Origin of the sequence: Bordetella petrii (assembly GCF_000067205.1) — a bacterium.
Classification (GTDB): Bacteria; Pseudomonadota; Gammaproteobacteria; order Burkholderiales; family Burkholderiaceae_B; genus Bordetella_A; species Bordetella_A petrii.
The window spans coordinates 665,695-681,628 of record NC_010170.1 but is presented as its reverse complement, the minus strand read 5'-3'; the positions used below and the strand labels follow the sequence as shown (position 1 = coordinate 681,628).

General features: G+C 65.5%; 6 protein-coding genes and 2 pseudogenes. 3 read left to right on the top strand and 5 right to left on the bottom strand.

Going from position 1 to position 15,934, the window contains the following annotated elements; genetic code table 11:
* Positions 1-181: 181 nt before the first annotated feature.
* Positions 182-1,594: a M23 family metallopeptidase gene (locus tag BPET_RS03055; protein ID WP_041862667.1), complete on the top strand. Its 1,413-nt coding sequence runs from the start codon at positions 182-184 to the stop codon at positions 1,592-1,594.
* 17 nt (positions 1,595-1,611) lie between these two features.
* Positions 1,612-2,748: an anhydro-N-acetylmuramic acid kinase gene (locus BPET_RS03050; RefSeq protein WP_012247630.1), complete on the top strand. Its 1,137-nt coding sequence runs from the start codon at positions 1,612-1,614 to the stop codon at positions 2,746-2,748.
* 201 nt (positions 2,749-2,949) lie between these two features.
* Here BPET_RS03050 and BPET_RS25690 read toward each other — a convergent pair.
* Both BPET_RS25690 and BPET_RS25685 read right to left on the bottom strand, forming a co-directional pair.
* A pseudogene (locus BPET_RS25690) lies at positions 2,950-3,156 on the bottom strand (integrase core domain-containing protein); the annotation flags it as partial.
* Between the two features lie 17 nt (positions 3,157-3,173).
* Positions 3,174-4,252 (bottom strand): IS3 family transposase gene (locus BPET_RS25685; protein ID WP_085970239.1). Its coding sequence is split into 2 segments (ribosomal slippage): positions 3,174-4,036 and positions 4,036-4,252, totalling 1,080 coding nucleotides; the frame shifts between segments, so codons are not numbered across the junction.
* Positions 4,253-4,311: 59 nt separating this feature from the next.
* Here BPET_RS25685 and BPET_RS03030 point away from each other — a divergent pair.
* Positions 4,312-5,864: pseudogene (locus tag BPET_RS03030) on the top strand (IS3 family transposase).
* Here BPET_RS03030 and BPET_RS03025 read toward each other — a convergent pair.
* The 3 genes from BPET_RS03025 to BPET_RS27140 all read right to left on the bottom strand — a co-directional run bounded on the left by BPET_RS03025 (position 5,850) and on the right by BPET_RS27140 (position 15,904).
* On the bottom strand, positions 5,850-6,167 hold the full coding sequence (locus BPET_RS03025) for a hemagglutinin repeat-containing protein (protein ID WP_012247625.1): 318 nt from the start codon (positions 6,165-6,167) through the stop codon (positions 5,850-5,852). The pseudogene BPET_RS03030 and the gene BPET_RS03025 sit on opposite strands and share 15 nt — an antisense overlap.
* Before the next feature lie 375 nt (positions 6,168-6,542).
* Positions 6,543-6,818, bottom strand: a complete 276-nt coding sequence (locus BPET_RS25680) for a colicin immunity domain-containing protein (RefSeq protein ID WP_012247624.1) — start codon at positions 6,816-6,818, stop codon at positions 6,543-6,545.
* Complete coding sequence (locus tag BPET_RS27140; protein ID WP_050978194.1) at positions 6,815-15,904, bottom strand: hemagglutinin repeat-containing protein; 9,090 nt, start codon at positions 15,902-15,904, stop codon at positions 6,815-6,817. The genes BPET_RS25680 and BPET_RS27140 overlap by 4 nt, the downstream gene beginning before the upstream one ends.
* Positions 15,905-15,934 lie beyond the last annotated feature (30 nt).

The window sequence follows — 15,934 nt, the reverse complement described above, 5'->3', positions numbered from 1 at the left end:
AGGATACTGCCCTAATCATACGCAACTGTGGCCGTTACAGTTGCTGTCCCGGCTAAACACCCGTTGTTCACAAGATGTGTCGCAGGGCGCAAGCCCGCCGCGCGCCGCCATGCGCGCCGTGGAAACCTGCACCCCGCGCAAGCATCCTGGGGACTCACGCCACCCTGAAAGGTCCTGCACGATGAATCGTGGCTCAAACAGCCCGGCTGGCTTCCGAAGCAAAGTTGCCGCCCTGTTCGCCCCCCGCTCCGAGCCCACGTCCCACCGCGGCGGCCTTGTCCGCCGCACTCTCATGGTTACCGCCATCGGCCTGTTCGCCGGCGCCGCCGCGCTGGGCATGGTGCAACAGCCCGACCACAGCGAACTGCCGCCCTCGCGCCAGATCCAGAGCATACTGCCCCTGCAGCCCGACCAGGTCAGCCTCAGCACCGACGACAGCAGCGCCCCGTACATCAGCGAAACCCGCATCCGGCCGGGCGACACCCTGGCCGCCGTGCTGCAGCGCCTGGAAATCGACGCCCCCGGCCTGCAACGCTTCCTGACCCAGGCCCCCAGCGCGCGCAGCATCTACAAGCTGTACCCCGGCCGCGCCGTGCAGGCCGCCACCGACGCCGAAGGCAAGCTGGTATGGTTGCGCTACATCCATACCCCCGGCGACGAAGAAAACGGCCAGGTCACCACCCGCATGCTGCTGGTCACGCCGTCCCAAGAGGGCTACACCGCCCGCGAAATCGCCGACAACACCGACCGCCAGACCCGCGTGGCGGTCGGCACCATCCGCTCGTCGCTGTTTGGCGCCACCGATGCCGCCGGCGTGCCCGATTCGGTCACCCTGCAGATGGCCGACATCCTGAATTCCAAGGTCGACTTCCTGCGCGACATCCGCCGCGGCGACCAGTTCCGCGTCGTGTACGAGGTTCGCTCGCACCAGGGTCGCTATGCCGGCGCCGGGCGCGTGCTGGCGCTGGAATTCGTCAACAACGGCAAAACCTACAACGCCGTCTGGTTCAGCCCCGACGGCAAGTCGGGCAGCTACTACGACTTCGACGGCGTCAGCCTGCGCGGCGCGTTCCTGCGCACCGCCCTCAAGTTCTCGCGCATCAGCTCCACGTTCGGCATGCGCATGCACCCCATTCACAAAACCTGGACGGGCCACAAAGGCGTCGACTACGCCGCGCCCAGCGGCACGCCCATCCATTCCACCGCCGAGGGCACGGTCGAATTCGCCGGCCAGCAGCGCGGCTACGGCAATGTGGTCATCATCAAGCATTTCGGCAAGTACTCCACGGTCTACGCGCACCAAAGCCGCATCGCCGCCGGCATCAAGCCCGGCGTCAAGGTGTCGCAGGGCCAGTTGATCGGCTACGTGGGCTCCACCGGCTGGGCCACCGGCCCGCACCTGCACTACGAATTCCGCATCGACAACCAGCCGGTCAACCCGCTGGCGGCCGACCTGCCCGTGTCGCGTCCGCTGGACGCGGCCGAGGCCCGCAAGTTCAAGGCCGCGGTACTGCCCTACAAGCAGCAGATCGCCCTGCTGACCCAGTTCCAGCAGACGCTGCCCGAATCCACCACCAACGTGGCCAGCCGCTGACGCGGCGCCCTCGTGCCATGACCCGATCAGGCGGCCCGCGCGTTTCCACGCCCGGCCGCCTTTTTATTGGCCTGATGTCGGGCACCAGCCTGGATGGCGCCGATGGGGTGCTGGTGCGCCTGGCTGCCGGGCAGGCGCCGCAAGTGCTGGCCACTGCGGGGCTGCCCATGCCCGACGCGCTGCGTGCCGAACTGCTTGCCCTGAACCGCAGTGGCGCCGACGAACTTCACCGGGCGGCCCTGGCCGCTCAGGCGCTGGCGCGGGTGTATGCCGATGCTGTGCAGGCGCTGCTGCAGCAAGCCCGCCAGCCTGCAACGGCCGTCACCGCCATAGGCGTGCACGGCCAGACCGTGCGCCATCGCCCTGAATTGGGCTACACCCTGCAGCTCAATGCCCCCGCCCTGCTGGCCGAACTGACCGGCATCGACGTGGTGGCCGATTTCCGCAGCCGCGACGTGGCGGCCGGCGGCCAGGGCGCGCCCCTGGTACCGCCTTTTCATGCGGCCATGTTCGCGGCGCCACACGAGCGCGCCGTGCTGAACCTGGGCGGCATCGCCAACCTGACGCTGCTTGTGCCCGGCCAACCGCCGCGCGGGTTCGACACCGGCCCGGCAAACGTGCTGCTCGACACCTGGTGCCGGCGCCATACCGGCCAGCCGTACGATGACAACGGCCGCTGGGCCGCTACCGGCCAGGTGCAGGCAGCACTGCTGGAACACCTGCTGGCCGACGAGCCCTGGCTGGCCCTGCCGCCGCCTAAATCCACCGGCCGCGACCTGTTCGACGCCGCCTGGCTGGACCAGCGCCTGCAAAGCTACGACGGCCCCGCGCCCGCGCCGCAAGACGTGCAGGCCACCCTGCAACGCTTCACCGCCCGCACGGTGGCCGATGCCCTGGAAGCCGCGGCGCCCGCCACGCGCGACGTGCTGGTGTGCGGCGGCGGCGCGCGCAACCAGGGGCTGAAGGCCGAACTGGCCATGTGCCTGCAACGCCCGGTGCAAGCCACCGACGCCGCGGGCGTCCCCGCGCAATGGGTCGAGGCCATGGCGTTCGCCTGGCTGGCGCAGGCCTTCCTGGACCGTACGCCAGCCGGCGTGCCACAGGTTACCGGCGCGCGCGGGCCGCGCGTGCTGGGAGCGTTGTATCCGGCTTGATCAGGAATTCAGGGTCTGCTGCAGGCTCGTGCCCTTGCGCAGAAACACATAGCGATGCCGAAAGCCGTCCGTGATCTCGTAGGCGGGGCTTTTTATCCCGGCGATAGCCGGCACGAATGGCTCGAACAATCCGCAGCCCGCAGGCCGCACGACAAAGAACGGTAATCCCCCCATTTATAGCGATTGCCAGAAGTAGGAATGCTATACGGTCATGGCCAACCGCTGTTTCGGGGTAAATCCGCCCAGAGCCATGTTTGGGCGCTCGTGATTGTAGGACCACATCCACTGAGTAGCGGCGCGCTGAACGTGGTCCAGGTCGTCCCAGTGATACTGGGACAGCCACTCGTAGCGTACGGTTCTGTTGAACCGCTCCACATAGGCATTTTGCTGCGGCTTGCCTGGCTGGATGTGACCTGCCCCCAGACTTAGTACGGCACCGACATAGAGTCCAGGGTTAAAAACCGTTGTTGTCGATGCGCCTGAGCAAACTGCTCCGGCGTTAAGTATCTCAGCGCGCTATGCGGGCGTTCGGTGTTGTACTCGACGCGCCAGTCTTCGATCAAGGATTTGGCTTGGCGCAGCGACATGAACCAATGCTCATTGAGGCATTCATCGCGGAATTTACCGTTGAAGCTCTCGATGTATGCATTCTCCACGGGTTTGCCTGGTCTGATGAACGACAGCTTCACGCCGACCTGATAGGCCCAAGCGTCCAGGGCCCTGCCGGCAAACTCTGGGCCGTTGTCTACGGTGATGGATTTGGGCAGCCCATGCAGTTCCGCAAGCCGTTGCAGCACCTGCGCCACCCGCAATCCCGGCAGTGATGTATCGACCTCGATGGCAAGACACTCGCGCGTGTAGTCATCGACGATGTTCAAGCACCGGAACCTGCGGCCATAGGCCAGACCGTCGGACACGAAGTCCATCGACCAGCTCTGATTCGGCGCCGTCGCAACGGGACGAACTACCCGCTCTGCGGGAGCGATGCGCTTGCCGCGACGCTTACGAACGCTCAAGCCGGCTTGGCTGTAAAGCCGCCAGACCCGCTTGTGATTCGTCTGCCAGCCTTCACGGCGCAGCAGAATATGGATGCGCCGATAGCCGTAGCGTCGCTTGAGCGCTGCCATCTCCTTCATGCGCTCGGTCAATGCTACATCGCCCGTACGCTTACTTTCATAAGCGAATAGCGACCGGGAAATGCCTACCAGCCCGCAGGCCCGGGTGACACCCATGCCGCGCTCGGTCATCAACGTTCTGACCGCTTCGCGTTTGGCCTGCGGGCTTGCTACTTTCGGCTCAAAAGGTCCTGAAGCGCAGCCTTGTCCAGCATCGATTCAGCCAACAGCTTCTTGAGCTTGTTGTTCTCTTGCTCCAGTTCCTTCAGGCGCTGGACGTCCGAGACGGTCATACCGCCGAACTTCGCCTTCCAGTTGTAGTAGGTGGCCTCCGAGATCCCGTGCTTGCGGCACAGTTCGGCCACCTTGGCCCCCCCCGCTGTCAGAATAGTTGGAACCTCAGTTGCTGTTAGAGTCCCAAACCATTGGGGGCAAAGAGAAGGTTCCGATGAAGTATTCCGCAGAACGCCGGGAAGCCATCCTGAAGAAGTTACTGGCCCCGCACAACCGCACGGTCTCCGACCTGGCACGCGAAGAAGGCATTTCCGAGGCCACGATCTATAACTGGCGCAAACAGGCCCGCGGCCAGGGCCGTTTGTTGCCAGACCAGGCGTCGGACAGCGAGGGCTGGAGCTCGCAGGACAAGTTCAACGCCGTGCTGGAAAGCGCTGCGCTGTCCGAAGTGGAGCTGGCCGAGTACTGCCGGCGCCGGGGACTGTATGCCGAGCAGTTGCGCCGCTGGCGAACGAGTTGCGAGCAGGCCAACGCGCAGAGCCAGAGCGCCGCCCGGCAGGAGGCCGACGCGCTCAAGGCTGAACGTCGCCGCACGCGCGATTTGGAGCGCGAGCTGCGCCGCAAGAACGCCGCGCTGGCTGAGACGGCAGCATTGCTGACCTTGCGAAAAAAAGCCCGGGCGATCTGGGGGGACGAGGAAGAATGACCAATGCCCAGGATCGCCGTCAAGCTGTAGCGTTGGTCGATGAGGCTCGCCAGGCCGGTGCACGCTTGCAGAGCGCATGCATCGAACTCGGTATCGGCTTGAACACTTATCGTCGCTGGGCGACGGGCGATGAGGACAGACGCCCGCACGCCATACATGCCACGCCATCGCATGCACTGACAGACGCCGAGCGCCAGGCCGTGCTGCAGGCCTGCCACCGTCCCGAGTTCGCCAGCCTGCCGCCGGCGCAGATCGTGGTACGGCTGCTCGATGAAGAGGGCCGGTACCTGGCGTCGGAGTCGACCTTCTATCGCGTGCTGCGCCAAGCCGATGAGCAGCACCGCCGTGGCCGGGCGCGCGCGCCACGTCACGCTGGAGCACCACGGCGCCACTGTGCCGACGCACCCAACCAGCTCTGGAGCTGGGACGTCACGTACCTGCATACGCGTATCCGCGGCCGGTTCTATTACCTGTATCTGATCCTGGACATCTACAGCCGGAAAATCGTCGGGGCCGAGGTGTTTGAATCGGAGAACATGGCCAACAGTGCCACCATCATCCAGCGCGCCGTGCTGCGCGAGCAGTGTCAGCACCGACCCCTGGTATTGCATGCCGATAATGGTAGCGCCATGAAAGGCTCGACCTTGCAGGTCACGCTCGAGAAGCTGGGCATTACCGCCTCGCACAGCCGACCCCAGGTATCCAACGACAACGCGTATTCCGAGGCCCTGTTCCGCACCTGCAAGTACCGGCCCGGTTACCCGATCGACGGCTTTGCAAGCGTGCAGGCCGCACGCCTGTGGGTGCATCAGTTCATCCACTGGTACAACCATGAGCATCGCCACAGCGCCATTCGCTACTTGGCTCCGGCGCAGCGTCATGCGGGCCTGGATGCCCCCATTCTGCAAGCCCGACAGCGCCTGTACCAACAAGCCAGGCAACGCCACCCAGCACGATGGTCGGGAAAACTACGCAACTGGCAGCCCATCGGCAGCGTCTGGCTCAACCCCGAGCCGGATCAACATGAGCAAGACACCGATCCAGTATTAGAGGCCGCATGAATCAGGTTCCAACTGCCTTGACAGACGCCGCAGCGTCGTGTTCTCGCCCACCTTCACCTGGAACCCGCCATCGCCGGCCCACAGGCCCGCCTGCTGGGTGACCGAGTCGTACTCGCTGTGCATCTTGCCCGCGCCGGCGTTGGCCGACACCGACCCGCCCACGCAGCCCGTCACGCATGCCGAGGCGCCGAAGCCGACGCTGGTCTGCTTGCTGTCGTAGCGGCTGCTGTCTTGCAGGCTTTGCACCAGCAGGTCGCCGCCCACGTCGGCAACGATCTGCGCGGCCTTGCCCGCCGCGCCCACCAGCGACGTGTCGCCGCCCGACTGCAGGGCCAGCGTGTTGCCGGCCTTGATTACCTAACGATTTATTAAAGAGCGGTAGAGATTTTCAATTCTCAAATTTGAACTCAGGCGTTCCGTATACATGCCCTGAAAATTGCAGGAATTGAGAAAATATCATCACCCAAGTGACTATGGTCACCCGCAAAACCATTTTTACCAAATGAAATCTGAACAACTTCAAGTTGATTTATTAGCCAAGACATATTCCAAACATGGCCAGAATTAGCCTGCACCTTACTTTTGCAACATTAATCGCGACCACGATTATTAAATGAAAATCACCCAACCGTGCTTTTTCATTGATAGAAAAAATCTTTATTGTCTTATCCGCCTCAGCTATTTGGATATTATCCCTTCTACCAATTTGCACACTTCAAATCTTAGTTGCTCATCATCGAACTCATATTCCTCTCGAGATTCGCTATCGGAGTTGTACATATCTGCCGCACAAAATATACTAGACAATCTCTCGCTCAATGCTGACTCATCTCTAATGAGTGACCCACTGTCTCTTTCAATTTTCCAAAGCTCCATATATGCTTCGGAGAATACGGGGGCAGAAATTCTACCTTCGACAAAAGATTTTGCAAATTCCAGAAGAACAAAGCTCATCTCAACACACCGTTCTTTATAAAGTTTTCAAACTGCTTTGTACCAGGCGATAATTTGAATCCCGTAACAAAATTTCCTGCGCCATCAATAACAACAGCATTGTTGGTCTCCGAATTGAAAAACACTTTCGAATCTTTAACAAAACCATATGTTCCTTGCTGAACAGTAGATGCAGAGCTTATATGAGTCTTGATTTTTGACTCAAATAGAGCGAGAGTTTCAGAATTCTTCTTCGTTGTCGAAATACCAAAATCGGATGCATGCTTGAATTTTTTATCGAGTTGTTTCTGACTAATCTTGATGAGAGTTCCACCAAGATTATTGCCTTTTTGACCACGAGTGACTCCCACAGCAGCGGCAGCGATTGCAGCCCATTGCGCCGCAGCCTCTGACGTCAGACCATACTTTTCCTGCAGTTGCTCAGCAATCTCAGTATTCAGCGCTACGCCTATGGCTTCCTGGTGCTGATACAGATAGATGGCCAAGTCGGCTTTCAGGCCGGGCGGGATGTCCAGACCAAACGCCGCGTCGAGCTCTTTCCGGTAATCCGTCACCCCCTCAACAAAGTCCCCATACTGCGTTCGGCAGGCTACCGGGTCTTGCGCGCACAGCGCAATCATCTTCTCCTGATTCTCGACGCTCAGATCCCGGTACTTTTGCTGGATCTCGTCGCAGGTGCCCAGCGCGCGGCACGTGCTGGCCTCGGCGGCAAAGGATTTCAGCTCGCCCAGCGACAGTGCATTGTTGGCCAGTTCCGTTGCCGCCGACGAGGCGCTGGTTGCTGCATCCATGGCCAGACCGGTAGCCGTACCTGCCACGATGCTCTGGATCAGATTGCTGCGCGCCTCTTTTTCTTGCGCTGACAGGTCATCGCCTGCAACGCTCGCAAGCAGCGTGGCCAACACTGAGCTTGCCCCGGCTCCCAACGCGCCGGCCCCGCAGCTTGCACCGCCACCCGCCGCCCCTGCGCAACCGACAATAGCGTGCAGCGCGGCCCGCGCCGCCTCGGCGTTGGCGCCTGATCCCATCCCATCCGCAATGCGCTTGACCTCGGTAGCCGCCAGCCCCTGCAGATAGTTCACCACCGCCGCTTGCACGATCTCGCCCGTCGCGCCTGTCACGTTGCCGCTTGCAGCGCCCATCACCGCCGTCATCCAGCGCCGATAACTGCCTCCCGGCCCCCATTGCAGTCGCAACCGTTCTGCTTCGGCCCCGGCCTGATCACGTTCGGCCTTCGACAGATCGGCGTCATTCGCCCGATCTTCCAGCGCGTCGATCTCCTTGGCCCGATTCGTCAGAAACTGCCCCAACTGCCGGCTCGCCTCGGACACGATCTCGAAGCCCGCTTCGATCTTCTCCTTGTCGAAAATCGGATCCAGCACGTTCAGCGTATTCGACGTGTCCCGGTTCACCGACGCCACCGCCTCGGCCGCCGTCTGCCCTGTCAGCGCTTGCTGGCCCGCCTCGTCACGGATCTCGATCGCGCCGCCACTGATCGCGCTTTGCGTGGTCGAGCGGGCGTCACCGCTGGCAGCCGCCACAACCGGCGTGCCCAGGCCCAGCCCCCCGCCGGTGCTGGGCACCGAAGTGCCGTGCTCCTTGGTGGCGCCGCCCGCGACTTCGTTGTCCTTGGTGGTGCCCAGGTCGTCGCCGCCGCCTCCACCAAAACCCATGCCCCCGCCCAACGCGATCTGGCTGGCGCTGTAGTCGGCCCGGTTCTCGATGTCGCGCACCACCAGCGTGCCCGTCGACAAGCTGTTCAGCGCCTCGGCCACCGCCTGCTGGCTGCTGGCGATCACGCCGCCCACCAGCGTCGTGTTCTCGCCCACCTTCACCTGGAACCCGCCATCGCCGGCCCACAGGCCCGCCTGCTGGGTGACCGAGTCGTACTCGCTGTGCATCTTGCCCGCGCCGGCGTTGGCCGACACCGACCCGCCCACGCAGCCCGTCACGCATGCCGAGGCGCCGAAGCCGACGCTGGTCTGCTTGCTGTCGTAGCGGCTGCTGTCTTGCAGGCTTTGCACCAGCAGGTCGCCGCCCACGTCGGCAACGATCTGCGCGGCCTTGCCCGCCGCGCCCACCAGCGACGTGTCGCCGCCCGACTGCAGGGCCAGCGTGTTGCCGGCTGCGATGGTGGTGGGAGTCCAGGTGGTGTCTTTGCCGCTCGCCTTGCCGCGCGAGGCCGACACGCCCGCCTCCGCCGTGATGCCGGCGCCGTTCGCGCCCAGGCTGATGCCAACACCGATGCTCGCCCCACTGCTCTTGCTGTCAGTCTTCTGCGACGCGCTGTTCTTGGCCGCTTGCAGCAGGATGTCGCCTTCGGCCTGCAGCACGGCGTTGTTGCCCGCCGACAGCCCCGAGCCGGTGACCGTAATGCCGGATGCCTGGCCGCCGCCCTGTGCGACGATGGCCAGGTCGCGGCCGGCGGCCACGGTGGAACCCATGGCCGTGGACGATTTGCGTTCAGTGGTGCTGCTGGTCTTGCTGGTGCCGAGACTGATCTTGATGCTGACGCCGCCCGCGCTGGCCGGGTCTTTCATGACCGCGTCATAGGCGTTGGCGGCGGCCAGCGCAGTGGTGGCGCCCGCCAGCCCCTGCATGACCGCATTGTCGGTCTTGCCGGCGGCCTCGCCCATGCGCTGGGCAGTCTGCATCGCGCTGACCAGCGGCGTGCTGGCCGTAACCGTCAGGCCGGTCTGCTTGATTTCGTGGAATTCGCGTTGCCACGTCGTGTCGGTAACCGACGTGATGTCGATGTTGCGGCCGATCAGGGTGACGTCGCCCTGGCGAGCCAGCACGTTGCTGCCGGCCACGGTCAGCGTGTTGCCGGCGTTGAGCAGTGCGTCGCCTTCCACGCTGCCAACCGTGCTGGCGGTGTGGAACACGCGCTTGCCGTCCAGGCTGTCGGTCTGCTCGTACTTGCCGTAGCTGATGCCGCCCAGGGCGCCGAAGCCGGACTTCTTGATTTTTTCGTACTGGTAGTCGTCAGTGGTGTTTTTGCCGGCCACTATGTTGACGTCGCGGTCGGCGGACACTACAAGGTCGTTCTGCGCGGCAAGGTTGGAGCCCGCCACATTGACGTCGCGCCCCGCCATTACGACCGCGGTATCGCCTGTCAGCGTGCTGCCCTGGGCCTGGGTCCAGTCGGTGGACTTGACCGTGTGCGTGCTGCTGCTGGACATGAACCCGCTGGTTTTGTAGTAGTGCTCGTCGCGCGCGTAGCCGCTGGCCTGGCCGGCACTGATCGCGACGTCGCGGCCGGCGGCCGCGGCCAGTTGGCCGCCGGCGGTAACGTCGGCGGCGCGGGCCTTGATGTCCTGGCCGGCGACCAGCGCCACGTCGCCGCCGGCGGCAATGGTGGTGCCGATTTCAGAGGCGGTGCGCACCTTGGAGTCGTTGCGCTTGCCGTACACATATGCTTCGCTGTGGCTTTGCTTGACGGTCCCCAGGTCGATGTCCCGGCCGGCTTGCAGGCGCGCATCGCCCTCGATGGACAGGTCGGCGGCGGCCAGGCGCAGGTCACGCCCGGCGGCCATGTCCAGGCTGCCGGCGTCGATCTGCGACAGCCCGCCCAGGTTCACGCCCGACGTGGCGCCGTGCTTGAACGACGTGGTGGTAGAGGTCAGTGCAATGTCGTTGCCGGCTGCCAGGACCACGGTGTCGCCTTTGATCAGGGCCGCGATATTGGCCAGGTCCTGGCGCGCGTTCAGGTCGACGCTGGCGGCCTGGATGCGCCCGCCGGCCTGGTTGACGATGTTTTCGGCGGTGATCACCGTTGCGCCGCGCGCGCCGATGGTGCCCGAGTTGGCCACGTCGCCGTCGGCGTTCAGGCTGACATCGCGGCCCGCCATGAGCGTGCCGTCGCCTCGCAGGTCGCCGTCGCGCACCAGCAGGTATACCTGCGGCACCAACACCTGCTCGGTAGTGCCATCGGGTAGCGTCACGGTTTGCGCCACCAGCCACACCAGGTCGCTGGTCAACTGGCGCTGTTGCGCATCGGTCAGGGCCACGCCCAGTTGGACGCCGTGTTGCGCGGCGAAATCGGCGCCGGCCTGCAGCAATGCCTGGTATTGCGCGCCGGCATCCGCGTAGTTTTCCAGGAAGCGCTGGCCGGTGGTGGCGAGTATCTGGTCGGACACCAGTTTCTGTTCATAGAAGCCGTCGCCCAGGCGCCGGGGTTGGCCCGACGGGGTGAGGAACGGCGCGCCGTCGGGTATGCCGGTCAACGCGCCGGCCTGGCGCAGCAAGTCCAGCAGATAGTCGCTGGACACGAACGGGCGCTGGCCGGTGAATTGCGGGTCGGTCGCCACCAGGTACGGCGCGTCGGCCTCGCGGTCCACCACGAAAAGCTGGCTGTCGGGCAGTTGGGCCGGCGAGGTGACGGTACGCACTTCGCCGTCACCCGGCAGCGGCAGGCTGCCGATTTCCACCGGCGGCAAGGCCGTGCCGATATCGCTGCCGGCCGGAGCAGACCCTTGCGGCGCCACCGTCTGGTTGCCGCCCGCGCCCGCCACCGCAAGCTCGACCGGTGTCACGGAAACGGCGCCGGTGTAGGGCTGGGCGGGCTCGTACTCGCGTTCGTCGTCTTCTTCGTAGCTGCGGGTGGCGGTGCCTTTGAGCACGACGCGGCGCTCGCCGGTAGCGCCAATGTTCTGTATGGCCGGGCCGTCTACGGCCAGGGTGCCGCCGGCGGCGATCTGGCTTTTGTCGTTGATGACGGCGCCTGCCAGGCTGGCGTCGCCGCCTACCAGTATCTTGCCGGGGTCGGTCGAGACAGTGCGGCTTTCGGTGATGATTTCATTGACGCGATAAATGGTGATGTTCTTCACCATGCGCGCATCGAAATCGGCGTTGAACGCAGAGATGCGCTGGTTCAACTTGGCATAGGGCGCCTGGTAGGCCGCCAGCTCCTTCTCATACACGGCCAGCGCCTGCTGGTAGGCCGCCTGCGCCTTGTAGCCCGCGGACTCGCCGGGAGGTGTGGGGGCCACGGGCGGTTTCGAGGCCGCGGGCGGCGTCACGCCGAACACGCTCCAGATGCGGGCGCTGGGCGAGTAAAAGTACTCGGCAGGCTGCATGCCGCACCAGTCGTAACCGGCATCGCCGCCCGGCCCCGTGCACGTGTACTTTTCGGGCGCGTAGGCGGGATAGACGGGCGAGGTCTCGCCGCGCTTGCCCCGTTTGTTCAAGGCGTAATCGAAAGGCGGGCCGTACTGCGCCTCGGGATACTTGGACGAGGGCTTGAGCATGCGCCGCTCTTGATCGTCTCCCAGCCAGTTGGGATCTTTGCTGCACTGGGGAGTAACCAGATCGCACAACCAGGTGGTGGCGGCGTCATACATGTCGGTGCTGCCCTCGGGGCGGTAGAACACCTTGGGTGTCGTGCTGACCTGCACCAGTTCGCTGGCGAAATGGTTGTTCAGGTTCTGGATGGATGCCGCCGATATCGAGGCATCGCCGGCTGTTTCGATGGTGGCCGACGCGTTGACCAGGCTGTCGGCTTGCCCCGCCGCCCTGCCGCCGGCATCGAGCGCGCCGCCTACACGCAAGTCGCCCCCGGCGTAGATCAGCGCATGCTCGCGGTTCATCAGCGACTTCACGCCCAGGTCCAGGTCTCGGCGGGCGGCGATCACGGCGGCGCCGGAAGCGCCAGCGTCGTTAAGCAGGGTGTTTGCCTGGATGGCGATGTCGTCGCCGTAAATGCGCCCCAGGTTGGTCACGTCGGCGGCGGTAATGCGCGTGGTAGCGCCGTCAATCAGGCCGGCGTTGTTCAGGGCCTGCGCCACGTGCAGCGTATTGACGCGGCCCGCCAGCAATTGCGCGCCGGCGGCATTGTCCAGGTTGGCCGCTGCCACCGTCAGGTCGCGGCCCGCGGACACCTGGCCCTGGTTGTCCAGCCTGTCGCCCACGGCCAGGCTCAAGTCGCGCCCGGCCACCAGGGTGCCGTCCTGGGTTAGAGACCCGGCCACGCTCACGGCCAGATCGCCGCCCGCGTGCACTGTGCCGACGCCGTCGATCTCCTGGGCCTGCAGTGCTAGCCTGTCTTCAGCCAGCAGACGCCCATCGGCGTTGCGCAAGGACGCGGCGTCAATGTCGGCCGACCCTTGCGAAGACACCAGGCCGCTGGTGTTGAGCAGTTCGGCGGTATCCAGGTTCAGCGAGCGGGCGGCGGCAATTGTGCCGTCGCCGCTGTTGTGTACCTGGTCGAGTGCCTGAATGGATATGTCTCCGGCCGCGAGAATGCCGGCCTGGTTATTCAATGTGCGCGCCTCGATGGTGGCGGCGCCGGTCGCGGCCAGGGAGCCTCCCGTGTTGTCCACCGCGTCGGCGGCCAGCAGCATTTCGGTGCTGGCCAGCACCGCGCCGCTGTTGACGATGCGCCCGGCGCGCAAGGCCAGGCTGCCGGTTTGGGTCAGTCTGCCGTCGGCATCGACGCCAGCGGCCAGTTGGCCGCTGTTTCGCAGGATGCCGGCACTGGCTGCAAGATCGCCGCCCGACAAGACCGTGCCGGTGTTGTCGAATGCGGTGCCGGCGGACAATGTCGCAGTTGTTGCGCCAGCGGCAACGCCGGCATTGCTTAGAGCCCCGCCCGCGGCCAACGCCAGTGCGCCGTCAGCTTGCACGCGCCCCGCCGCGGCCACCGACAAATCGCCCGCGGCAGCCGCGTCCAGGGCGCCTTGCGCCGCGGCTATGCCGTCCAGTTGGACATGACGGCCCGCCCGCAGGCGCATGTCTTGCCCGGACGCCAGCGTGCCGGCCGCGATCAGGTCGCGGCCCGCCTCGGCCACCAGTTCGCCGCCCGCCTGGACGTGCGCCTGCGCCCCCAGACGCACGTCGCCCACGGTGCTGCGCACGGCCACATCCCCCTGCAGCGCGGCCGCCGTGCCATCGAGCTGTACATCATTGACGGCCCCCAGCGCGAGGGCTTGCCCGGCGACCAGCGTGCCCGCGAGGGTCATGCTGTCTTGCGCCTGCGCCGCCAGACGCTGGCCGGCCTGCGCCAGCCCGTGCTCGCCCATGCCAAGCCGGCGGCCGGTCCAGGCAAGGTCGCCGTCGGTCGCGGCAGAGCCGTTTATCCAGGTATCGCGCGCGGTAGCCAGGGTGAGGCCGTCGATGGCGGTGACGGCGCCGTCCAAACGCAGATCTTGCCCCGCTTGCATGGCGGCCGCGCCGGCCGCCTGCACCCGCGCCAGCCGGCCCACCGAAATGTCTTGCCCGCTGGCGACGGTCAGGCCACCAGTGCCGGCGCCGCCCAGCGCGGCGATGAGTCCATTGATCTCGGCGGATTGGCCAGCCCGCAGCGCCACGGTGTCGCCTGCCGCGACGATGCCGTCTACTGCCAGCCCCGCGCCGGCATCGGCGACTAGGCGGTTCGATGCCTGCGCGCGGCCGTGCTCGCCCACGGCCAGTTGGCCGCCTGCCTGCAGGTCCAGGTCGCCGGCCAGCGCGACGGCAATGCCGTCCAGCCGCAGATCGCGCGCGGCGGTGATGATGGCGGGCGAACTGGCGGTGACAATGCCACCCGGCGCGACGGCAAGATCTCGGCCCGCCGCCAGTTGCAGCAAGCCGCCTTGCGACGCGGCGGTTTCCGCGGTGCCGGTCGTACCCGCCACATGCAGGTCACGGGCGGCCGTCATGGCCAGGGTCTGGCTGCCTTGCGCCAATGCATCTTCCCGCAGCACGATGTCGGCGCCGGCATTCACTCGCAGCATGCGGTCGGCCACGGCGGTGCCGGCCAGATCGACGGCGCCGTCGGCGGACAGGCTCAGGTCGCGGCCGGCCAGCAGCTGGCCGGCAACGGATACATCGCCGCCCGCATGCAGGAACATGTTGCCCGCCGCGCTGGCATTGCCGCGGGCCTCGAGCGCGCCGCCGGCCGCCAATGCCATATCGCCGCCGCTGCGCGCGTCGCCAGCCAGGATAAGCCGGTTGCCCGCCCGGGCATCGATGGCGCGCGCGGTTTCGATCTGCGCCGCCGCCGCGAGGTCCAGGTGCCGGCCGGCCTGCAAGACCGCGCCGCCGTCCACGCCCAGTTTGCCGGCGGTGGCAATGTCGCGCCCCGCTTGCACCGACACATCGCCGGCGGAGGACAGCGTGCCATCCAGCCGTGCATCCTGCCCGGCCACGATAGCCACGCCGACGCCCTGCAGGCGGCCGCCGGCCGCCACGTCGACATTCGATCCGCTATGCAGGCTGAGGCCCGCCCCCGCCTGCAACGTGGCGGTCGGCCGTATGCGCACGTCGCCGGCGGCGGAAACCTGCAGGTCGCCCGTCAGGGCCACCAGGTTGTTGCCGATATTCACGCCAACGCCGGCTTCGGTGCCCACCAGGCGGATGCTGTTCGCATACATGCCGCCCAGCGCCGCCGTGTCCAGCGCGAATTCGGGCGCGGGCTCTTGCGCGGCGCCCGCGGTCACCTGGCCGCTACCGAAATCGACGCGGCTGGCCCCGGCGACCACGTTCAGTTTCTTGGCCCAGACGCTGGCGTTGATTTGCAGTGAACGCGCCAGCAGGTCCACTTGCGCGGCCTCGCCGCCATACAGGCCGTCGCCTTCGATGCGCAATTGCCCGGCCGACACATCGAAGTCGATACCGCCGGAACCGATTTGCGGCCGGCCCGTCGTCAGGGTGGCGCGGTTGGCATTGAGAAAACCGCAGCCGTCGCAAGTAATGCCCGCGGGGTTGGCAACGATGACGTTGGCGCGATGGCCCGCCACTTCCAGGGTTCCCAGCAAGCGGCTGGGATTGGGCGCGGTGACCTGATTCAGAATCGTCGTGGCGCGCTGGTTGCCCAGCATGGGGTTGCCACCGATCTGCCCGGCCAGCTGCGTCTGGCTGGCGCCGCCGCTGTTGTTCAGCACGACGCCGGACGGCCCGACGTTGAACTGGATGTACCGGTTGTTCGATACCCCGCCAGCGGAAGGCGGCGCGATGTTCACCACGGGTACGCCATTGCTGACGCCCACGACAGGCTTGGCGCCGGACACGCGCTTGTCTACCGATATGGGCAAGGTCTGCGCCAGCACCGGCGTCCATACCTGCGTGATCAGTACCAGCCAGATAGTGAGAGAACGGAACTTGGACATAAGGCGGACAGAAATCGAAAAAAGCGCCAC